The organism is Streptomyces sp. NPDC047525 (assembly GCF_040643025.1).
GTDB classification, from domain to species: domain Bacteria; phylum Actinomycetota; class Actinomycetes; order Streptomycetales; family Streptomycetaceae; genus Streptomyces; species Streptomyces durmitorensis.
The window spans coordinates 427,536-452,367 of record NZ_JBEYTL010000002.1 but is presented as its reverse complement, the minus strand read 5'-3'; the positions used below and the strand labels follow the sequence as shown (position 1 = coordinate 452,367).

At 70.8% G+C, this 24,832-nt stretch carries 1 protein-coding gene; it reads right to left on the bottom strand.

Translation table 11 applies throughout. The features are described from left to right. Positions 1–56: 56 nt before the first annotated feature. A complete protein-coding gene (locus ABZ833_RS07080) occupies positions 57–24,824 on the bottom strand; it encodes a type I polyketide synthase (protein WP_361042202.1) in 24,768 nt (8,255 codons plus the stop codon). Positions 24,825–24,832 lie beyond the last annotated feature (8 nt).

Here is a 24,832-nt window from a genome sequence, read left to right as displayed (position 1 = left end):
GTTCATCGGCTCAGGACCGACCGAGTGGTGCGTCGAGCAGCGGGAGCGGCTCGTGCTCAGGACTTGCCAAGTTGATCGTCGAGCAGCGCGAGCAGCTCATCCGCCGACGCGGTACGCGCGTCCGTTCCGGACTCGGCGGGTTCTGTGCGGTTGTGCGTTGCGTCCCACTTGGACAGCAGGGCGCGGAGGCGTTCTCCGACGGCCGCGCTCTGTTCGTCGTCCGGCGTGAGGAGGGACAACGTGGACTCCAGACGGTCCAGTTCGGTGTCGATGGTCGGCGTCCCGCCTCCCGGCAACCCGTCGAGCACGTGCGCGGCGAGCGCGGACGGCGTGGGGAAGTCGAAGACGAGCGTCGCGGGCAGGCTCAGGCCGGTGGTGGCGTTGAGGAGGTTGCGGAACTCGACGGCGGTGAGCGAGTCGAAGCCCAGCTCCTGGAACGCCCGGCCCGGTTCCACCAGCTTGGTTCCCTCGTGCCCGAGGACGGCGGCCGCCGCCTCCCGCACCAGGTCGAGGACGGCACGTTCGCGCTCAGCCCCGGACAGCGCGGTGAGCTTGGCCACCATGTCGACCGGCGCCGTCGTCTCGGCGGCGCCCTGGGCGCGGTGCACGCCGGGCAGTTCCTGGAGCAGCGGGCTGGGCCGCACCGACGTGAAGGCCGGGGCGAACACACCCCAGTCGACGTCCGCCACGAGCGCCGTCGGATCGCCCTGTCGGACGGCCCGGTCCAGCGCGGCGACGGCCTGCTCGGGCTCCAGCGGGGCCAGGCCGCGGCGGCGCAGCTGTTCGCCGAGCTGCCCGTCGGCCATTCCACCGCCGCCCCAGGGCCCCCACGCGACCGCGGTGGCGGGCAGGCCGGCGGCCACCCGCTGTTCGGCGAGTGCGTCGAGGTAGGCGTTGGCAGGCGCGTAGTTGCCCTGGGCCGCGGCACCGAACGTGCCCGACACGGAGGAGAACATCACGAAGGCCGACAGGTCCATGTCGCGGGTCAGCTCGTCCAGGTTGGCCGCGGCGCCGGCCTTCGGCCGCAGCACGGCGTCGAGCCGCTCCGGGGTGAGCGAGGACAGTACGCCGTCGTCCAGGGTGCCCGCCGCGTGGACGACCGCGGTGAGCGGGAACTCCGCGGGAACGGATGCCAGCAGGTCCGCGAGCGCGTCGCGGTCGGCGACGTCGCAGGCCGCGATCGTGACACGGGCGCCAAGCGCGGTCAGCTCCGCGTGCAGTTCCTTCGCGCCGTCGGCCTCCAGGCCGCGCCTGCTGGTCAGGAGCAGATGCTCGGCGCCCTTCGCCACCAGCCACCTGGCGACGTGCCCGCCGAGCGAGCCGGTGCCGCCGGTGACGAGGACCGTGCCGGTGGGGTCCCAGTCGCCGAGGCGAGCCGAGGTCACCGGCTGGAGCCGTCGGCCGTACACCCCGCTGGCGCGGAGCGCGACCTGGTCCTCGCCCTGTGTTCCGGACAGGACGCCCGCGAGGCGTGCGCCGCTGCGCTCGTCCAGCGTGCCGGGCAGGTCGACGAGGCCGCCCCAGCGTTCGGGGTGTTCCAGTGCGACGACCCGGCCGAAGCCCCACACCATCGCCTGGTCGGGTGCCGCGGGTGTGTCGGAGCCGCCGATGGCGACACCACCCCGCGTCGCGCACCACAGCGGGGCGGCGATGCCGATGTCGCTGAGGGCCTGGACGAGGGCGAGGGTCGCGTGCAGGCCGCCGGACGGCAGTTCGGGGTCGAGCGCGAGCAGCGAGAGCATGCCCGCGACGGGCTCGCCGGTCGCCGTCCTGGCCTCGGTCGCCATGCGGGCCGCGAGGGATTCCCGGTCCACCGCGTCGCCGGTCCTGACGGGAACCACCTGCGCGCCGTGCCTGCTCAGCGCGTCGGCGACGGCTTCCTCACCGGCGCCGTCCCGGCTGACCACGAGCCAGGTGCCCGTGAGTGCCGCGGTGGGCTCGCTCACCGGCTGCCAGGTCACGCGGTAGCGCAGGCCGTCGACCGCGGAGTTCTCGGCCTGTTCCTGCCGCCACGACGAGAGCCGGGGCAGCACCGCGCTGATCGGGTCGTCGAGGGACACGGCAAGCTCGTCCGCGAGTCCGCCGAGGTCGCCTTCGGCGACAGCCGCCCAGAATCGCGCGTCGACGGCCCCGGAGACCTCGCCCGACGGGGCCTGGGCCAGGGTCGGCCAGTACCTCTGCCGCTGGAAGGCGTAGGTGGGCAGGTCGATGTGCGCGCCGCCGGCGGTCAGGGCGGTCCAGTCGACGGCGACACCGAGCACGTGCAGCCTGCCCGCGGCCGTAGCCAGTTCGAGCGTCTCGGACCGGTCGCCGCGCAGCGCGGGCACGAACGCGGCGTCGGGCGCGGTCTCCTGGCCGAGGGCGGTGAGCACCCCGCCGGGACCGATCTCCAGGAACGCGTCCACGCCCTGGTCCCGCAGCGTGCCGACGGCGTCGGCGAACCGCACCGCATCGCGCACGTGCCGCACCCAGTACTCCGGCGACGTCAGCTCTTCGACGGTCGCCCGCGCGCCGGTCAGCGTGGACACGATCGGGATGGCCGGAGCCTCGTACGACACCTCTTCAAGCACGCGGCGGAAGTCGTCGAGCATCGGCTCCATGAGCGGTGAGTGGAACGCGTGGCTGACGCGGAGCCGCGTCACCTTCCGCCCGGTCTCACGCCAGCGCTCGGCGATGGCCTCGGCATCGGCGGCGACGCCCGAAAGCACCACCGAGGCCGGGCCGTTCACCGCTGCGATGCCCACGGTGTCGGTCAGCTCCGGCAGGATCTCGGCCTCGGTCGCCTGGATCGCGAACATCGCGCCGCCCTCGGGCAGCGCCTGCATGAGGCGACCCCGGCTCGACACCACCGCGGCGGCGTCGGCCAGCGACCAGACACCGGCCACGTGGGCCGCTGCCAGCTCGCCGATGGAGTGCCCGGCAAGCACCTCGGGACGGATGCCCCAGGACTCCACGAGGCGGAACAGCGCTACCTCGACCGCGAACAGCGCGGGCTGCGTCACCGCGGTCTGGTTCAGCGCTTCGGCGTCGTCTCCGAACAGCAGGTCCCGCAGCGGCACGGCGGAGTCGCCCTTGGCGTCGCTGTGGGCATCGATGTGGGCGCAGACCTCGTCGAGCGCGGCCGCGAACACCGGGAAGCGGTCGTACAGTTCGCGTCCCATGCCGAGCCGCTGTGCGCCCTGGCCGGAGAACAGGAACGCCGCCCGGTGCCCCGCCGCGACGCCGGAGACGAGACCGTTCGCGGTCCGCCCCTCGGCGAGCGCGCCGAGGGCCGCGAGCAGCCCGTCGCGGTCCTGCCCGACGACGACCGCCCGGTGATCGAGGGAGGCTCGCGTCTGAGCGAGCGTGGTGGCGGCGTCGAGCAGGTTCAGCTCCGGGTGCGCCACGAGGTGGGCGCGCAGCCGTTCGCCCTGCGCACGCAGCGCGTCGTCGCCCCGAGCCGATACCAGCAGCGGCAGCACGGATGGCTCCGGTGCGGCCTTCGGTACGGCGACCGGGGTGACCGGCGCCTGCTCGATGATGGCGTGTGCGTTGGTTCCGCTGAACCCGAACGACGACACGCCGAACCGGCGCGGCCGGTCGGTCTCCGGCCAGGGGCGGGCCTCGGTGAGGAGCTCGATGTCACCGGCCGACCAGTCGACCTGCGGAGTCGGCTCGGCGACGTGCAGCGTCTTCGGCAGCACGCCGTGCTGCATCGCCATGACCATCTTGATGACGCCGCCGACGCCGGCCGCGCCCTGGGTGTGACCGATGTTCGACTTCAGCGACCCGAGCCACAGCGGCTGTTCGGCGGGCCGGTCCTGGCCGTAGGTGGCAAGGAGCGCCTGCGCCTCGATCGGGTCGCCCAGCTTCGTACCGGTGCCGTGCGCCTCCATGGCATCCACGTCGGCCGACTCCAGGCCCGCGCTGGCGAGCGCCTGCCGGATGACGCGCTGCTGCGAGGGACCGTTCGGGGCGGTCAGGCCGTTGGACGCGCCGTCCTGGTTCACCGCGGTGCCCCGCACGACGGCAAGCACGCGGTGCCCGTTCCGCCGGGCGTCGGAAAGACGCTCCAGTACGAGCATGCCGACGCCCTCGCCCCAGCCGGTGCCTTCGGCGTCCGACGAGAACGGCCTGCACCGACCGTCCACGGAAAGGCCGCGCTGGCGGCTGAAGTCCATGAACGCGCCCGGCGTCGTCATCACCGCCACGCCACCGGCCAGCGCCATCGAGCACTCGCCCGACCGCACCGCCTGCGCGGCCAGGTGCAGGGCCACGAGGGACGAGGAGCACGCCGTGTCGACCGTGACCGCAGGTCCCTCGAGACCGAACGTGTAGGAGAGCCGACCGGACGTGACGCTCGCCGCGTTGCCCGTACCGACGTACCCCTCGACGCTCTCCTCGCCCGCCGCCAGCAGGTTCGCGTAGTCCTGGATGCTGGTGCCGGCGTAGACGCCGATGTCGCGTCCCCGCACCGAGTTCGGGTCGATGCCGGACCGCTCGAATGCCTCCCAGGAGGTCTCGAGCAGCAGCCGGTGCTGCGGGTCCATGGCGAGGGCCTCGCGGGGCGAGATCCCGAAGAACGTCGGGTCGAACAGGTCGGCGTCGTGCAGGAAGCCGCCCTCGCGGGTGTACGTGGTGCCTGCGTGGTCGGGGTCCGGGTGGTAGATCGCGTCCAGGTCCCAGCCGCGGTTTCCGGGGAACTCGCTGATGGCGTCGGCGCCGTCGAGGACGAGTCGCCACAGGTCCTCGGGCGAGTTCACCCCGCCGGGGTAGCGGCAGCTCATGCCGACGATCGCGATCGGCTCGTCGGCCACGGCGGTGGTCGTGCGGGTACGCGCCGCCGCGACGGGCGCGCCCGCGAGTTCGGCGACGAGGTGCGCGACGAGCGCGGCAGGGGTCGGGTAGTCGAAGACCAGCGTGGCGGGCAGGCGCAGCTCGGTGGCCGCGTTGAGCCGGTCGCGGAATTCGACGGCGGTCAGTGAGTCGAACCCGAGCTCCTTGAACGCTCGGTCGGGTACGACGGCGTGCGCCGAACTGTGGCCGAGCACCACGGCCACATGACCGAGCACGAGGTCAAGCAGTGCCTTCTCCCGCTCGGTCTCGGTCAGCCCGGCGAGGGACTGCGCCAGCGCGGACGCGGCGGCCCCGGAATCGGCGGTCCTGCGCACGCTGCCTCGCACCAGGCCGCGCATGAGGTGCGGCACAGGCTGGGAACGCGCCTGCCGCTGCAGCACGGTCAGGTCGAGAGGGATCGGCACGAGCGCGGCACGGCCCGTGGAACCCGCCGCGTCGAACAGCGCCAGGCCTTCGGTCACGCCGATCGGCATCGCGCCGCCGCTGGTGATCCGCCGTACGTCGGCCTCGTCGGGGCTGTCTGCCGTGCCGTTCGTGTCCGCCCAGAGGCCCCAGGCCAAGGATGTGGCAGGCAGTCCTGCGGCGCGGCGGTGCTGGGCGAGCGCGTCCAGGAAGGTGCCGGCCGCCGCGTTGTTGCCCTGGGCCGGGTCGCCGAGGGCGCCCGCCGCCGAGGAGAACAGCACGAAGGCGGACAGGTCGAGGTCGCGGGTCATCTCGTGCAGGTGCCAGGCCGCGTCGGCCTTGGGCCGGAAGACCGTGTCGATCTGGTCCGGGGTCATCGATTCGATCGTGGCGGTGTCCAGCACGCCTGCGGTGTGGATCACGGCGGATATGTCGTGGTCGGCGAGCAGCGCCTTGAGGGCTTCGCGGTCGGCGACGTCGCATGCCGCGTACGTCACTTCGGCGCCCTGCGCGGTGAGTTCGTCACGCAGTTCCTCGGCGCCCTCGGCCCCGGCGCCGCTCCGGCTCACCAGCAGCAGGGTGCGCACGCCTCGCTCGGCGACCAAGTGCCGGGCGACAAGACCGCCCAGCGTGCCCGTGGCACCGGTGACCAGCACCGCACCGGTACCAAAGCCGGGGTCATCCGTCGCGGACTGGCGCACCCTGGCCAAGCGGGGCACACGAACATCGCCGGACCGCAGCGCCAACTGCGGCTCACCGATGGCCAGCGCAGACGGCAGTACATCGAGCGAGGACGCCTCGTCGTCGAGGTCGACCAGCACGATCCGGTCCGGATTCTCCGACTGGGCGGAGCGCACCAGACCCCACACCGCCGCCTGAGCGACATCTCGTACGTCGTCATCAGCCGAGGCGGCAATCGCACCGTTGGTCGCAATGACCAGACGGGACGCGTCGAACCGCCCGTCCGTCAACCAGGATTGGACTGCGTTCAGTGCCCAGTGCGCCGCCTCATGCGCCCCGGTGGCCGGGTCGGACGAGGAAGTGTCCGGGCACGGCAGAACGATGAAGTCGGGCAGCTCCGCCGCCTCCGCCAGCAGCGGCAGGTCGGTCCACTCAATCGTCTCAATCGTCGGTACGTCGCCGTCGGACGAAGGAGCCGCCACCCAGTCGACGCCGAACAGGGACTCCCCGTTCTGCCGCGCCGGCTTCGCCGCCATGGGGCGCAGTACGAGCGAGTCGATCGTGGCCACCGGTGCGCCGGAGCCGTCCGCGACCGTCAGCGCCACTCCGTCCCCGCCGATGGGCGACAGCCGCACCCGCAACGCCGTCGCGCCCGAGGCGTGCAGCCGCACACCCGACCACGAGAACGGCAGGCCGCCGGAGTCACCTTCGCCACCCGCCAGACCGATCGCGTGCAGCGCCGCGTCGAGCAACGCCGGGTGCAGACCGAAGCCGTCCACTCCCACACCGTCCGGGAGCCCGACCTCGGCGAACACCTCGTCGCCCTTGCGCCAGGCCGACCGCAGCCCCTGGAACACCGGCCCGTAGCCGAAGCCACCCGCGACCATGCGGTCGTAGTGGCCGTCCAGATCGACAGCCTCCGCGCCCGTCGGCGGCCACTCCACCAGCGAAACCCCACCGGAGCGGCTGCCCTCGCGCAGTACGCCGGTGGCGTGCCGGGTCCACGCACGGCCGTCGTCGCTGTCACCCACACTGGAGTGGAAGCTCAGCTCACGCCTGCCCGACGAATCCTCGGCGCCGACCCACACCTGCACCCGCACCGATCCGCGCTCGGGCAGAACGAGGGGCGCTTCGAGGGTCAACTCCTCGACCAGGTCACACCCGACCTCGTCCCCCGCACGCACCGCCAGCTCGACGAACGCAGCACCAGGCAGCAGTACCGAACCCTGGACGAGGGAGTCGGCCAGCCACGGGTGGGTCTGGAGCGACAACCGGCCGGTCAGCAGCACACCGTCCGTGCCGCCGAGGGTGACGGTCGCGCCAAGCAGCGGGTGCTCCGCCGCACCGAGCCCGACCGCCGAGACATCGCCCATCGCGGGCAGCACATCGGGCCAGTAGCGCTCGCGCTGGAACGCGTACGTCGGCAGGTCCACCCGCCGCGCACTGCGACCGGCGAAGAACACCTCCCAGTCCACTCGGACGCCACGCACGTGGAGCTGTCCTGCGGCGGTCGTAGCGGCCGCCGCCTCCGGGCGGTCGCCACGCAGCACCGGCACAAAGGTTGCCTCCGGCGCGGACTCACGCCCAAGCGCCGACAGCGTGCCACCCGGGCCGACCTCGACGAACGTACCCACACCCTCGTCCACGAGTGTGCTCACGGCGTCGGCGAACCGCACCGACTCACGCACATGCCGCACCCAGAACTCGGGCGAGGCCAACTCCTCGGCGGTCGCGCGGACACCGGTCAGCGTCGACACGATCGGGATCTGGGGTTCACCGCACTCGACTCCCTCGACCACCGAGCGGAACTTGTCGAGCATGGGGTCCATCAGCGGGGAGTGGAACGCGTGACTCACGCGGAGGGCGGTCGCCTTCCGGCCTGCCTCGCGCCACCGCTCGGCGACAACCTCCACGTCGGCGGCGACACCGGAAATGACAACCGAGTTGGGGCCGTTGACCGCAGCAATCCCGACGGTCTCCGGCAAGTCCGATGCGACCTCGGCCTCGGACGCCTGGATCGCCACCATCGCGCCACCGGACGGCAGCGCCTGCATCAGCCCGGCACGGGCCGACACCACCTTGACCGCGTCGGACAGCGACCAGACACCGGCCACATGGGCCGCGGCCAGCTCGCCGATCGAGTGGCCCGCCAGTACGTCGGGGCGAACACCCCAGGACTCAAGGAGACGGAAGAGGGCGACTTCGACCGCGAACAGCGCGGGCTGCGTCACTCCAGTCTCGTTCAGGGCATCGACGTCCTCACCGAAGAGGACGTCGCGCACCTGCGGGTCGAACTCCGACAGCGCGGCGTCCAGGGCGTCGCCGAACACCGGGAAACGGGCCGCCAGTTCACGGCCCATACCGAGCCGCTGCGACCCCTGCCCCGAGAACAGGAAGGCCAGTCGGCCGGGCTCACCAGCTACGCCCGTGACCACGGCACCGGTCGGCTGCCCCTCGGCCACGGCCGCCAGAGCAGCCAGGAACTCCGATCGGTCGGTGCCAATCACCACGGCACGGTGCTCAAGCACCGCCCGCGAGGACACCAGCGCGCGACCCACGCCCCCCACACTCAGCCCGGGAGTCGTGTCCGCGAAGGACTTGAGCCGCGCCGCCTGCTCCCGCAGCGCCTCGGCACTCCGCGCCGACAGCAGCCACGGAACCAGGCCCGCGTCGCCCACCGGCTCCGGTGCCTCCGCCTGCTCCTCCTGCGCAACCGCAGGAGCCTGCTCGACGATGACATGCGCGTTCGTACCACTCACACCGAACGACGACACACCCGCCCGCCACGGCTGACCCGTCTCCGGCCACGGACGCGCCTCCGTCAGCAACTCAACAGCGCCCGCAGACCAGTCCACATGCGACGACGGCTCATCCACGTGGAGAGTGCGCGGAAGTACTCCGTGCTGCATCGACATGACCATCTTGATCACGCCCGCCACGCCCGCGGCGGCTTGGGTGTGACCGATGTTGGACTTCACCGAACCGAGCCACAACGGCCGGTCGGCGGTGCGGTCCTGGCCATAGGTGGCAAGGAGCGCCTGGGCCTCGATCGGGTCGCCGAGCGTGGTGCCGGTGCCGTGCGCCTCCATGGCATCCACGTCGGCCGACTCCAGGCCCGCGCTCGCCAGCGCCTGGCGGATGACGCGCTGCTGTGACGGACCGTTCGGAGCGGTCAGGCCGTTGGACGCACCGTCCTGATTGACCGCCGAGCCCCGCACGACGGCCAGCACCTGGTGGCCATTGCGCTGGGCATCCGAAAGGCGCTCCACGAGCAGCATGCCAACGCCCTCACCCCAACCAGTGCCATCGGCGGCATCGGCGAACGCCTTGCAGCGTCCGTCCACGGACAGCCCGCGCTGACGGCTGAACTCAATGAACGCACCCGGCGTCGACATCACCGTCACACCACCGACCAGTGCCAACTCGCACTCGCCCTTGTGCAGTGCCTGGCTCGCCCAGTGCAGGGCGACCAGCGACGACGAGCACGCAGTGTCCACGGTGACGGCCGGGCCTTCGAGACCGAACGTGTAGGACAGTCGGCCGGAGATGACGCTTGCCGCATTGCCAGTACCCGCGTAGCCGTCCACGTTCTCCCGCGAGGCCATCAACAAGGCCCCGTAGTCCTGGCCGTTGGTGCCCACGAAGACACCGGAGCGGCTTCCGCGCAGCGAGTTCGGGTCGATGCCCGCCCGCTCGAAGGCCTCCCAGGAGGTCTCAAGGAGCAGCCGCTGCTGCGGGTCCATCGCCAGCGCTTCACGGGGTGAGATCCCGAAGAACGCCGGGTCGAAGTCCGCGACATCGTTCAGGAAGGCGCCCATGCGGCTGTACGTGGTGCCCGACTGCTCGGGGTCGGGGTCGTAGAGCGAGTCGATGTCCCAGCCGCGGTCGGCGGGGAATCCGGCCACCGCGTCCGCACCGGACTCGACAAGTCGCCACAGATCTTCCGGCGACTCGACGCCGCCGGGGAAGCGGCAGCTCATGCCGACGATCACGATCGGCTCATCGGCCACCATCGCAACGGCCTCGTTGGACACGACATCGACCACGCCACCCAGCAACTCGGCTCCGAGATGCGCCGCGAGCGCGGCAGGAGTCGGGTAGTCGAAGACCAGCGTGGCCGGCAACGCCAGCTCGGTCGCCGCGTTCAACCGGTTGCGCAGCTCGACAGAGCTGAGCGAATCGAAGCCGAGCTCCTTGAACGCACGGTCGGGTACGACGGCGTGCGCCGAACTGTGGCCGAGCACCACGGCCACATGGCCGAGCACGAGGTCCAGCAGTGCCTTCTCCCGCTCCGCGACGGGCATCACCGCCAGCGACCGCGCCAACGCAGACCCGGCGACAACGAGGCCAGACTCGACCGTCCTGCGCGCGCTGCCCCGCACCAGGCCGCGCATGATGTGCGGCACCGGTTGGGAACGCGCCTGCCGACGCAACACCGGCAGGTCGAGAGGAATTGGCACCAGGGCGGCACGCCCCGTGGATCCCGCCGCGTCGAACAGCGCCAGGCCCTCGGCCGCACCGATCGGGATCACGCCACTGCGGGTCATCCGCCGTACGTCAGCCTCGTCGAGGCTGCCTGCCATGCCGTCGGTTGAGGCCCACAGGCCCCACGCGAGCGAGGTCGCGGCAAGCCCGGCCGCGTGACGGTGCTGGGCGAGCGCGTCCAGGAACGTGTTGGCGGCCGCGTAGTTGCCCTGGCCAGGTCCACCGAGGATGCCCGCCACCGAGGAGAACAGCACGAAGGCGGACAGGTCGAGGTCGCGGGTCAGCTCGTGCAGGTGCCAGGCCGCGTCGACCTTGGGCCGGAAGACGGCGTCGATCCGCTCGTCGGTCAGTGAGCCGATCGTGCCGTCGTCCAGCACACCTGCGGTGTGCACCACAGCGGATATCTCGTGCCCGGCCAGCAGCGCCTCGAGGGCTTCGCGGTCGGCGACGTCGCATGCCGCGTACGTCACTTCGGCGCCCTGCGCGGTGAGTTCGTCGCGCAGTTCTTCGGCGCCCGAGGCGGCAGCGCCACGCCTGCTCACCAGGAGCAGGTTGCGCACGCCTCGCTCGGCGACCAAGTGCCGGGCGACAAGACCACCCAGCGTGCCCGTGGCACCGGTGACCAGGACGGCACCGGAACCGAAGCCGGGGTCATCCGTCGCGGACTGGCGCACCCTGGCCAAGCGGGGCACACGAACATCTCCGGACCGCAGCGCCAACTGCGGCTCACCGGTGGCCAGCGCAGACGGCAGTACATCGCGCGAGACCGCCTCGTCGTCGAGGTCGACCAGCACGATCCGGTCCGGATTCTCCGACTGGGCGGAGCGCACCAGACCCCACACCGCCGCCTGAGCAACATCTCGTACATCGTCATCAGCCGAGGCGGCAATCGCACCATTGGTCACAATGACCAGACGCGACACGTCGAACCGCCCGTCCGCCAACCAGGATTGGACTGTGTCCAGTGCCCAGTGCGCCGCCTCATGCGCACCGGCCACCGGGTCGGACCCGGAAGTGACCGGGCAGGGCAGAACAACGAAGTCAGGCAGCTCCGCCGCCCCAGCCAGCGCCTCCAGGTCGGTCCACTCGACCGTCGGAACACCGCCTCCGGCCAGGGGCAGCACCGACACCCAGTCGACGCCGAACAGTGCGTCGTCCTGACCGTCGCCGCCGAGCTGATCCAGAGACACCGGACGCAGCACCAGCGAGTCGATCGTCGCTACCGGTGCGCCGGAGCCATCCGCGACCGTCAGCGCCACTCCGTCCGCGCCGATGGGCGACATCCGCACGCGCAGCGCCGTCGCACCCGAGGCGTGCAACCGCACCCCGGACCACGAGAACGGCAAGCCATCGGCATCGCCATCAGTCAGGCCAACCGTGTGCAACGCCGAGTCCAACAGCGCCGGGTGCAGACCAAACCCCTCAGCCTTCACACCCTCCGGCAGCTCAACCTCGGCGAACACCTCATCGCCCTTGCGCCAGGCCGACCGCAGCCCCTGGAACACCGGGCCATAACCCAAGCCCAACTCCGCCAAACCGCCGTAGAACCCCTCCAGGTCCACAACCTCCGCACCCGCCGGCGGCCACTCCACCAGCGAAACCCCACCGGAACGGCTGCCTGCCCCCAGCGCACCCGTGGCGTGCCGAGTCCACGCACGGCCGTCGTCACTGTCACCCACACTGGAGTGGAAGCTCAGCTCACGCCTGCCCGACGAATCCTCGGCGCCGACCCACACCTGAACCCGCACCGAACCCTGCTCGGGCAGAACGAGCGGCGCTTCCAGGGTCAACTCCTCGACCAGGTCACACCCGACCTGGTCACCGGCACGTACCGCCAGCTCGACGAACGCAGCACCGGGCAGCAGCACCGAACCCTGCACCACATAGTCAGCCAGCCACGGATGCGACTGAACCGACAACCGACCGGTCAACAACACACCATCCGTGCCGCCGAGGGTGACGGTCGCGCCAAGCAGCGGGTGCTCGGCCGCACCGAGGCCGGCCGCCGCGACATTGCCGATCGCGGGCAGCACATCGGGCCAGAACTGCTCGCGCTGGAACGCGTACGTCGGCAGATCAATTCGGCGTGCGCCGCGACCGGCGAAGAACGCTTCCCAAGCCACCTGTACACCGCACACGTGCAGCTGTCCTGCGGCGGTCGTGGCGGCAACCGCCTCAGGGCGGTCGCCACGCAGCACCGGCACAAAGGTTGCCTCCGGCGCGGACTCACGCCCAAGCGCCGACAGCGTGCCACCCGGGCCGACCTCGACGAACGTACCCACACCATCCGCGACCAGAGCCCCGACAGCGTCGGCGAACCGCACCGACTCACGCACATGCCGCACCCAGTACTCCGCCGACGCCAACTCCTCGGCGCTCGCCCGGACTCCGGTCAGCGTCGACACGATCGGGATCGCGGGCGCCTCGTACGACACCTCTTCAAGCACCCGGCGGAAGTCCTCGAGCATCGGGTCCATCAACGGCGAGTGGAACGCGTGACTGACCTTCAGGCGAGACACCTTCTGACCCGCCTCACGCCAACGCTCAGCCACCGCCTCCACGTCACCCGCGACACCCGAAATCACCACTGACGACGGGCCGTTGACCGCAGCAATCCCGACGGTCTCCGGCAGATCCGATGCGACCTCGGCCTCGGGCGCCTGGATCGCGACCATCGCGCCACCGGACGGCAGCGCCTGCATCAGCGCACCACGCGCCGACACCACGGCGGCGGCGTCCTCCAGCGACCAGACACCGGCCACGTGGGCCGCGGCCAGCTCGCCGATCGAGTGCCCGGCCAGCATGTCGGGCCGGACACCCCACGACTCAAGCAGCCGGAACAACGCCACCTCGACCGCGAACAGCGCGGGCTGCGTCACACCCGTCTCGTTCAGCGCATCGGCATCCTCACCGAACAACACCTCACGGACCTCAGGACCGAACTCCGCAAGCACAGCGTCCAGAGCCTCGGCGAACACCGGGAAACGGACCGCCAGTTCACGACCCATCCCGAGCCGCTGCGAACCCTGCCCCGAGAACAGGAAACCCACCCGTCCAGGCTCATCAGCCACGCCCGTGACCACCGCACCGGTCGCCCGGCCCTCGGCCACGGCCGACAGACCGGCCAGGAACTCGGACCGGTCAGCGGCCACGAGCACCGCCCGGTGGTCCAACGCCGACCGCGTAGTGGCGAGCGAGAAGCCCACATCAGCGAGTGCGTGGTCGCCCACCACGGACATCAGCCGCTCGGCCTGGCCACGCAAGGCACCCTCGTCACCCGCCGAAAACACCCACGGAACCAAGCCGTCACGTACCGGCTCCGGAGCTTCCTCCTGCTCCTCCTGCTCGACGGCGGGGGCCTGCTCGATGATGGTGTGCGCGTTGGTACCGCTGAACCCGAACGACGACACACCTGCGCGCAACGGCTGACCGGTCTCCGGCCAGGGGCGCGCCTCCGCCAGCAGTTCCACGGCGCCCGCGGACCAGTCGACATGGGGTGACGGCTCATCCACGTGCAGCGTCTGCGGCAATACACCGTTCCGCATCGCCATGACCATCTTGATCACACCCGCCACACCGGCCGCGGCCTGCGTGTGACCAATGTTCGACTTCACCGAACCCAGCAACAGCGGCTCACCGCTGCGGTCCTGGCCATACGTCGCGAGGAGCGCCTGCGCCTCGATCGGGTCGCCCAGCTTCGTACCGGTGCCGTGCGCCTCGACCACATCCACGTCGGCAGGGGTCAGGCCCGCGCTCGCGAGCGCCTGGCGGATCACGCGCTGCTGCGAGGGGCCGTTCGGGGCGGTCAGGCCGTTCGACGCACCGTCCTGATTGACGGCCGAGCCCCGCACAACCGCGAGCACCTGGTGGCCGTTGCGCTGCGCGTCCGAGAGCCGCTCGACGAACAGCATGCCGACGCCCTCGCCCCAGCCGGTGCCGTCGGCACCGGCGGCGAACGCCTTGCACCGCCCGTCCTCGGCAAGGCCACGCTGACGGCTGAACTCGACGAACGCACCCGGCGTCGACATCACGGTGACGCCACCCGCAAGGGCCAGTTCGCACTCGCCGGACCGCAGTGCCTGCACCGCCAGGTGCAGGGCGACCAGCGACGACGAGCACGCCGTGTCCACCGTGACGGCCGGGCCTTCGAAGCCGAATGTGTAGGACAGCCGGCCCGAGGCCACGCTGGCCGCGTTGCCGGTCGCCACATAGCCGCCGACATCCTCAGCGGCCGCGCCCAGCACCAGCCCGTAGTCCTGCACGTTCGAGCCCACGAACACGCCGACGCGCTCACCGCGCAGCGACGCCGGGTCGACCCCGGCCCGCTCGAACGCCTCCCACGAGGTCTCAAGGAGCAGTCGCTGCTGCGGGTCCATCGCCAGGGCCTCGCGCGGCGAGATCCCGAAGAAGTCCGCGTCGAACCCGCCGACATCTGACAGGAAGGCACCCGAGCGCGAGTACGAGGTTCCCACCCCGCCCGGGTCGGGGTCGTACAACGCCTCCAAGTCCCAACCACGGTCCGTCGGGAACTCCGACACCGCGTCCCCACCGGACAGCAGCACCTGCCACAGGTCCTCGGGGCTCGACACACCACCGGGATACCGGCAGGCCATCGCCACGATCGCGACCGGCTCATCGATCACACCAGAGACTGCGGTGGGAGCGGAGGGGACGGCAACGTCCACGCCGGACAGTTCGGTCCGCAGATACGCGGCGAGCACAGCGGCGTTCGGGTAGTCGTAGACCAGCGTCGCCGGAAGCGCGACACCCGTGGCCTCACTCAGCCGGGCACGCAGCTCCACCGCCGTCAGCGAGTCAAAACCCAACTCCCTGAACGCACGAGACGCCGAAAACGCATCCCCCGACACATGGCCGAGCACCGCGGCAGCCTCATACCGCACCAACTCCGTGAGCTGACGCTCCTGCTCCGCCTCGTCCAAGCCGGACAGGCGCTGCGCCAGCGCCGACATCTCGTCAGCCGTCGACGTCGCCTCGAACGCCGCACGCACCGCAGGCAGTTCACCCAGCAACGGACTCGGCCGCTGCGCCATGAACGTGCCCGCGAACCGCTCCCAATCCACATCAGCGACGACGACGTTCCCGTCACCGCGCTCCAATGCCATGGCCAGACCGGCAATCGCCACCTCAGGAGGCATGGTCGGCAGACCCCTGCGACGCAACTGCGCCGCCGCATCGCCACCGGCGCCGGCGACCATGCCGCCACCACCCCACGGACCCCACGCAACGGCCGTAGCAGCCAACCCCGCCGCCCTACGATGGCCAGCAAGAGAGTCCAGATACGCGTTGGCGGCCGCATACGCCGCCTGACCACCACTGCCCCACACACCAGCAATGGACGAGAACAGCACGAACGCGTCCAACTGCCGCTCACCCAGCAGCTCGTGGAGGTTCCGCGCACCATTCACCTTGGCCGACAACACATGAGCGAACTCGCCAAGATCAGTCGGATCAAGGTCGGCCAGAACGGCCGAGCGCTCAATGCCCGCCGCATGCACGACCGCAGTGAGCGGGTACTCGGCGGGAACCGACGCCAGCACATCCGCCAAGGCGTTTCGGTCAGCGACGTCGCAGGCCGCGATCGTGACACGGGCGCCCAACTCGGTCAGCTCCGCGCACAGCTCCTGCGCGCCGTCGGCGTCCAGTCCACGCCTGTTGGTCAAGAGCAGGTGCTCGGCACCCTTCGCCACCAGCCACCTGGCGACGTGCGCACCGAGCGCACCGGTACCACCTGTGACCAGGACCGTCCCACGCGGCGACCAGCCAGCCCCGGACGCCTTGTCCAGCGGCGCGGGCACCAGCCTGCGCCCCAGAACCTCGCCACTGCGCAGCGCGACCTGGTCCTCGCCACTGGTCCCGGCGAGCACCGAAGCCAGCAGATCACCGGCCCGGTCGTCCTGCGCCTCGGGCAGGTCGACCAATCCGCCCCAGCGGCCCGGCTGCTCCAGCGCGGCCACCCGGCCCAGACCCCACAGCATCGACTGCTCAAACCCGGCGACCTCATCGTCAGAGCCCACCGACACCGCGCCCGACGTCAGGCACCACAGCGGGGCGGACACGTCCACGTCACCCAGCGCCTGCAACAGACCCACCGTGGCCGCGACACCGGCGGGCACGGTCGAATCGCCCGCATCAGCGAGCCCAAGCAGCGACACCACGCCGTTCAGATCCGACAGACCAGCCAACTGCTGGACCCAGTCCACCGCTTCCGCGTCCACGTGCAGGACGTACACATCGTCCGCACCATTGCGGGTCAGCGCGTCACCGACCCACTCGGCGCACTCCTCACCGGCCGGCGCGACGACCAGCCAGGCACCGCCCAACTCCCGACCACCGACGGCAACCGACCGCCACTCGATCCGATACCGCCAGCCCTCCACCGTGGAGCGCCCCAACTGCTCCTTGCGCCAAGCGGAAAGCCTCGGCAGCACCTCACTCAGCGGAGCATCCGACGACACATCCAACGTACGGGCGACGTCAGCGAGGTCACCGTCTTCGACGACCTCCCAGAACCGCGTCTCCGCCGGCGACAGCCCCTGGGTGCGATCCTCGGGCGATACGTCCAGCCAGTAGCGCTGGTGCTGGAACGCGTACGTCGGCAGATCCACCCGCCGGGCGCCACTGCCCGCGAAGTACGCGGCCCAATCGACCGTCACACCTCTCGTGTGCAGCGCGGCGACCGTGGTGACCAGCGCGGTCTCCTCGGCCCTGTCCGCACGCAACGCGGGCAGGAACACCGCGTCGGGCGCACTCCCAAGACCCAGAGCGGACAACGTCCCACCCGGACCGACCTCGACGAACACCTCAGCACCCTGCTGCTCGCGCAGCGCCACAACCGCGTCATGGAACCGCACGGACCCACGCACGTGCCGGACCCAGTACTCAGCCGAGGTCAGCTCCTCGGCAGTCGCCAACCGGCCCGTCAGCGTCGAGACGATCGGGATCGCAGGCGCCTCGTACGACACGCCCTCCAGTACACGGCGGAACTCATCCAGCATCGGGTCCATCAAGGGCGAGTGGAACGCATGGCTGACACGGAGCCGCGTCACCTTCCGGTCCTCGGACCGCCACCGCTCCGCAACCGCTTCCACGTCAGCGGCGACGCCGGAAATGACCACCGAGGCGGGGCCGTTGACGGCAGCGATACCCACCGTCTCCGGCAGATCAGCTGCGACCTCGGCCTCGGAGGCCTGGATCGCGACCATCGCGCCACCGGACGGCAGCGCCTGCATCAGCGCACCTCGCGCCGACACCACCTTGACCGCGTCGGACAGTGACCACACGCCCGCCACATGAGCGGCAGCCAACTCGCCAATCGAATGCCCGGCCAACACATCAGGGCGCACACCCCACGACTGCAAGAGCCGGAAGAGAGCGACCTCGACCGCGAACAGCGCGGGCTGCGTCACCCCCGTCTCGTTCAGCGCTTCGGCATCCTCACCGAACAGCACCTCGCGAACTGCCGGGTCGCATTCACCCAGTACGACGTCCAGAGCCTCGGCGAACACCGGGAAACGGGCGGCCAGTTCACGACCCATCCCCAGCCGCTGCGAACCCTGACCCGAGAACAGGAAACCCAGCAGGCCAGTGGCGGCAGAACCCGTCACCACTCCCGCCGCCTGCCTGCCCTCGGCCAACGCGGTAAGAGCGCTCAGCCGGGTCTCCGCGTCGTCCGCGACGACGACCGCGCGCTGCTCCAGCGATGCCCGCGTCGTCGCGAGGGAGAAGCCGACATCCACAGGGTTCAGGTCAACCGTGCCCGAAACCAGCCGTGCCGCCTGCTGCCGCAGCGCCTCGGCACTCCGCGCCGACAGCACCCACGGCACCAGGCCGACCGGCGCAGAAGCCACAGCGGGAGCCGACTCGTCGACCGCCGGTGCCTGCTCGATGATGGTGTGCGCGTTCGTGCCACTGAATCCGAAGGACGACACGCCGAACCGGCGCGGCCGGTCGGTCTCCGGCCAGGGACGGGCCTCGGTGAGGAGCTCGACGTCACCGGCCGACCAGTCGACCTGCGACGACGGCTCGTCCACGTGCAGCGTCTGCGGCAGCACACCGTGCCGCATCGCCATGACCATCTTGATCACACCTGCCACACCGGCAGCCGCCTGCGTGTGACCGATGTTCGACTTCACCGAACCCAGCCACAACGGCCGGTCAGCGGTGCGGTCCTGGCCGTACGTCGCGAGGAGCGCTTGCGCCTCGATCGGGTCGCCGAGCGTGGTGCCGGTGCCGTGCGCCTCCATGGCATCCACGTCGGCCGACTCCAGGCCCGCGCTGGCGAGTGCCTGGCGGATGACGCGCTGCTGCGACGGACCGTTCGGAGCGGTCAGGCCGTTCGACGCGCCGTCCTGGTTGACCGCCGAGCCCCGCACCACGGCCAGCACCTGGTGGCCATTGCGTCGGGCGTCCGAAAGCCGCTCCACGAGCAGCATGCCGACACCCTCACCCCAGCCAGTGCCATCGGCAGCGTCGGCGAACGCCTTGACCCGGCCGTCCACGGCGAGACCGCGCTGACGGCTGAACTCAATGAAGGAGCCCGGCGTCGACATCACCGACACGCCACCGACCAGAGCCAGTTCACACTCACCCTTGTGCAGCGCGTTGACCGCCAAGTGCAGTGCCACCAACGATGACGAGCACGCGGTGTCCACCGTCACCGCAGGGCCCTCAAAGCCGTACGTGTACGACAGGCGGCCGGAGATGACGCTCGCCGAAATGCCGGTACCCGCGTAGCCCTCGACTTCCTTCTGCGCGGCCATCAACAACGCCGCGTAGTCCTGGCCGTTGGTACCGACGAAGACACCGGAACGGCCGCCACGCAGCGAGTTCGGGTCGATGCCCGCCCGCTCGAACGCCTCCCAGGAGGTCTCAAGGAGCAGTCGCTGCTGCGGGTCCATCGCCGCGGCCTCACGCGGCGAGATCCCGAAGAACGCCGGGTCGAAGTCCGCGACATCGTTCAGGAAGGCGCCCATGCGGCTGTACGTGGTGCCCGACTGCTCGGGGTCGGGGTCGTAGAGCGAGTCGATGTCCCAGCCGCGGTCCGTCGGGAACTGCGACACCGCGTCCCCTCCCCCGGCCACCAAGCGCCACAGGTCCTCCGGCGACTCGACGCCACCGGGGAAGCGGCAGCTCATGCCGACGATCACGATCGGCTCATCGGCCACCATCGCAACGGGCTCATTGGTGACGACATCGACCACACCACCCAGCAGTTCGGCGCCAAGATGCGCCGCAAGCGCGGCCGGGGTCGGATAGTCGAAGACCAGCGTGGCCGGCAGCGCCAACTCGGTCGCCGCATTCAAACGGTTGCGCAGCTCGACAGAGCTCAGCGAATCAAAGCCCAACTCCTTGAACGCACGCTCAGGCGCGATGGCCTGCGCCGAGTTGTGCCCGAGCACCATCGCCACGTGGCCGAGCACGAGGTCCAGCAGTGCCTTCTCCCGCTCCGCCGCGGGCAGCACCGCCAGCGACCGCGCCAACGCAGACCCGGCAACCGTCAAACCGGACTCAACAGCCCTACGTGCACTGCCCCGCACCAGGCCGCGCATGATGTGCGCCACTGGCTGGGAACGCGCCTGCCGACGCAACACCGGCAGGTCGAGAGGGATCGGCACCAGCGCGGTACGGCCGGTGGTTCCCGCCGCATCGAACAGCGCGAGCCCTTCGGCCGCACCGATCGGTAGCGCCCCGCCGCTGGTGATCCGCCGTACGTCGGCCTCATCGAGGCTGCCGGCCATGCCATCCGCATCAGCCCACAGGCCCCACGCCAACGACGTGGCGGACAGCCCGGCCGCCCGACGGTGCTGGGCGAGCGCGTCCAGGAACGCGTTGGCAGCCGCGTAGTTGCCCTGCCCCGCGCCGCCGAAGACACCGGCGGCGGACGAGAACAGCACGAACGCCGACAGGTCCAAGTCCCGCGTCAGCTCGTGCAGATGCCAAGCCGCGTCGACCTTCGGCCGGAACACACCGTCGATCCGCTCGTCGGTCAGCGAGCCGATCGTGCCGTCGTCCAGCACACCCGCCGTATGCACCACGGCGGAGACCTCGTGCTCGGCCAGCAGCGCTGCCACCGCATCCCGATCCGCGACGTCACACGCCGCGAACGCCACCTCGGCGCCCTGCGCGACCAGTTGGTCACGCAGTTCCTCGGCACCCTCAGCCGCGGCACCGCGTCGGCTCACCAGCAGCAGGTTGCGCACATCTCGCTCGGCGACCAGGTGCCGGGCGACAAGGCCACCCAGCGTGCCCGTCGCGCCAGTGATCAGCACCGCACCGGTACCAAAGCCCAGGTCGTCGACCACGGCCTGCCGCACCCTGGCCAGACGCGGGGCATTGGCAGCACCCGAACGCAGCGCCAACTGCGGCTCGCCCGTGGCCAGCGCAGACGGCAGTACATCGAGCGAGGACGCCTCGTCGTCGAGGTCGACCAGCACGATCCGGTCCGGATTCTCCGACTGAGCGGAGCGCACCAGACCCCACACCGCCGCCTGCGCGACATCTCGTACATCGTCATCAGCCGTGGCGGCAATCGCGCCACGGGTCACGATGACCAGACGCGACGCGCCGAACCGCTCGTCACTGAGCCACGACTGGACCGCCCGCAGCGCCCAGTGCGCCGCCTCATGCGCACCGGCCACCGGGTCGGACCCGGAAGGGACCGGGCAGGGCAGAGCAATGAAGTCAGGCAGCTCCGCCGCCCCAGCCAGCATCTCCAGGTCAGTCCACTCGACCGTCGGAGCATCGTCCCCGACCAGGGGCACCGACACCCAGTCGACACCGAACAGCGCATCGTCATGGCCATCACCGGCGAACTCTTCCAGCGATATCGGACGCAGCACCAGCGAGTCCACGCTCGCGACCGGGGCACCCGCCCCGTCCGCCACGACCAACGACACTCCGCCCGCGCCGATGGGCGACATCCGCACGCGCAGCGCCGTCGCACCCGACGCATGCAGACGCACCCCGGACCACGAGAACGGCAAGCCATCGACATCGCCATCAGTCAGGCCAACCGTGTGCAACGCCGAGTCCAACAGAGCCGGGTGCAGACCGAATCCCTCAGCCTTCACACCCTCCGCCAGCTCAACCTCGGCGAACACCTCATCACCCTTGCGCCAGGCCGACCGCAGCCCCTGGAACACCGGGCCATAACCCAAGCCCAGCTCCGCCAAACCGCCGTAGAACCCCTCCAGGTCCACGACCTCCGCACCCGCCGGCGGCCACTCCACCAGCGCAACCCCACCGGAACGACTGCCCTCGCGCAGTACGCCGGTGGCGTGCCGGGTCCACGCACGGCCGTCGTCGCTGTCACCCACACTGGAGTGGAAACTCAGCTCGCGCCGGCCCGACGAATCCTCGGCGCCGACCCACACCTGAACCCGCACCGAACCCCGCTCGGGCAGAACAAGCGGCGCCTCCAGCGTCAACTCCTCGACCAGGTCACACCCGACCTGATCCCCCGCACGCACCGCCAGCTCGACAAACGCAGCACCCGGCAACAACACCGAACCCTGCACCACATAATCAGCCAGCCACGGATGCGACTGAACCGACAACCGACCGGTCAACAACACACCATCCGTGCCGCCCACCGTGACAGCAGCACCCAACAACGGATGGTCCGCCGAGCCGAGTCCGGCCGCCGCGACATCGCCGACCGTGGGCAGCACGTCCAGCCAGAAGCGCTCGCGCTGGAACGCGTACGTCGGCAGGTCGACGCGCTGAGCCCCGCTGCCCTCGAAGTAGGCGGCCCAGTCGACGCGAACGCCCCGTACGTGCGCCTCCGCGATCGCGGAGGTCAGTGCCGTCTGCTCCGGGCGGTCGTTCCGCAGCACCGGCACGAACCCGGCGTCCGGCGCGGACTCCTGGCCAAGCGCCGACAGCGTGCCACCCGGGCCGACCTCCACGAACGTGCCCACACCCTCGGCAACCAGAGCGCCGACGGCGTCGGCGAACCGCACCGACTCACGCACATGCCGCACCCAGTACTCCGCCGAGGTCAGCTCCTCGGCAGTCGCCAATCGGCCCGTCAGCGTCGACACCACGGGGATCGCGGGCGCCTCGTACGACACACCCTCAAGCACCCGGCGGAAGTCATCGAGCATCGGGTCCATCAACGGCGAGTGGAACGCATGACTCACCCGCAGCCGGGACACCTTCCGGCCCGCCTCACGCCAGCGCTCAGCCACCGCCTCCACATCGGCATCCACACCCGAAATCACCACCGACGACGGCCCGTTGACCGCAGCAACGCCGACGGTCTCCGGTAGGTCCGACCCAACTTCGGCCTCGGAGGCCTGGATCGCGACCATCGCACCACCGGACGGCAGCGCCTGCATCAGCGCACCACGCGCCGACACCACCTTCACGGCATCAGCCAGCGACCACACACCCGCCACATGCGCGGCAGCCAGCTCACCGATCGAGTGCCCGGCCAGTACATCCGGCCGCACACCCCACGACTCAAGCAGGCGGAACAGCGCCACCTCGACCGCGAACAGCGCGGGCTGCGTCACCCCCGTCTCGTTCAGCGCATCGGCATCCTCGCCGAACAACACCTCACGGACCTCAGGGCCGAACTCCGCAAGCACAGCGTCCAGAGCCTCGGCGAACACCGGGAAACGGGCCGCCAGTTCACGACCCATCCCCAGCCGCTGCGAACCCTGACCCGAGAACAGGAAACCCAGCAGGCCGCCGACGACGGAACCCGTCACCACTCCCGCCGCCTGCCTGCCCTCGGCCAGCGCGGTCAGAGCGGTCAGCCGGGTCTCCGCGTCGTCCGCGATGACGACCGCACGCTGCTCCAGCGACGCCCGCGTCGTCGCGAGGGAGAGGCCGACGTCCACGGGGTCCAGGCCGAGCCCACCCGAGAGCAGCCGCGCCGCCTGCTCCCGCAACGCATCGGCATTCCGCGCCGACAGCACCCAAGGCGCCAGTTCGACCGGCATCGACGCCCGAGCGGGAGTCGACTCCTCGGCTCCCGAGGACTGCTCGTCTTCCGAGGCCTGATCGACGGCGGGGGCCTGCTCGATGATGGTGTGCGCGTTCGTGCCGCTCACGCCGAACGACGACACACCCGCCCGCCACGGCTGCCCCGTCTCCGGCCACGACCGGGTCTCCGTCAGGAGTTCCACCGCGCCCGCGGACCAGTCCACGTGCGACGACGGCTCGTCCACGTGCAGCGTCTTCGGCAGCACACCGTGCCGCATCGACATGACCATCTTGATCACGCCCGCCACACCCGCTGCGGCTTGCGTGTGGCCGATGTTGGACTTCACCGAGCCGAGCCACAGCGGCCGGTCTGCGGGGCGGTCCTGGCCGTAGGTGGCAAGGAGCGCCTGCGCCTCGATCGGGTCGCCCAGCTTCGTGCCCGTACCGTGCGCCTCCATGGCGTCCACGTCGGCCGGGGTCAGGCCCGCGCTCGCCAGGGCCTGGCGGATGACGCGCTGCTGCGAGGGGCCGTTCGGGGCGGTCAGGCCGTTCGACGCACCGTCCTGGTTGACCGCGGAGCCCCGGACCACCGCGAGCACCTGGTGGCCGTTGCGCCGGGCATCCGAAAGGCGCTCCACGAGCAGCATGCCGACGCCCTCGCCCCAGCCGGTGCCGTCGGCGGCGTCGGCGAACGCCTTGACCCGGCCGTCCGGGGCGAGGCCGCGCTGGCGGCTGAACTCGATGAAGGAGCCGGGGGTCGACATCACCGTCACACCGCCGACCAGTGCCAGCTCGCACTCGCCCTTGTGTAATGCCTGCACCGCAAGGTGCAGGGCCACCAGCGACGACGAGCACGCCGTGTCCACCGTCAGCGCCGGGCCCTCAAGACCGAACGTGTACGACAGGCGACCGGAGATGACGCTCGCCGAGATGCCGGTGCCCGCGTAGCCCTCGACTTCCTCCTGCGCGGCCATCAACAACGCCGCGTAGTCCTGGCCGTTCGTGCCGACGAACACGCCCGAGCGGCTGCCGCGCAGCGAGTTCGGGTCGATGCCCGCCCGCTCGAACGCCTCCCAGGAGGTCTCAAGGAGCAGTCGCTGCTGCGGGTCCATCGCCGCGGCCTCACGCGGCGAGATCCCGAAGAAGCCGGGGTCGAACTCCGTCGCGCCGTACAGGAAACCGCCTTCACGGGCATAGGTGGTGCCCGTGTGGTCGGGGTCCTCGTCGTACAGCGACTCCAGGTCCCAGCCGCGGTCGGCGGGGAACCCGGCCACTGCGTCCGCACCGGATTCGACAAGACGCCACAGGTCCTCGGGCGACTCGACCCCGCCGGGGAAGCGGCAGCTCATGCCGACGATCGCGATCGGCTCGCTGTCCTTCTCCTCGACCTCACGGAGACGTTGCTTGGTCTGCCGCAGGTCCGCGGTCAGGCGCTTCAGATAGTCAAGGACCTTGTCGTCGTTCGACATGTGCTTGA

Bases quoted from the DNA above. Each gene is read 5' to 3' on its own strand.
- ABZ833_RS07080 (WP_361042202.1), bottom strand. From the start codon at position 24,824: ATGTCGAACGACGACAAGGTCCTTGACTATCTGAAGCGCCTGACCGCG.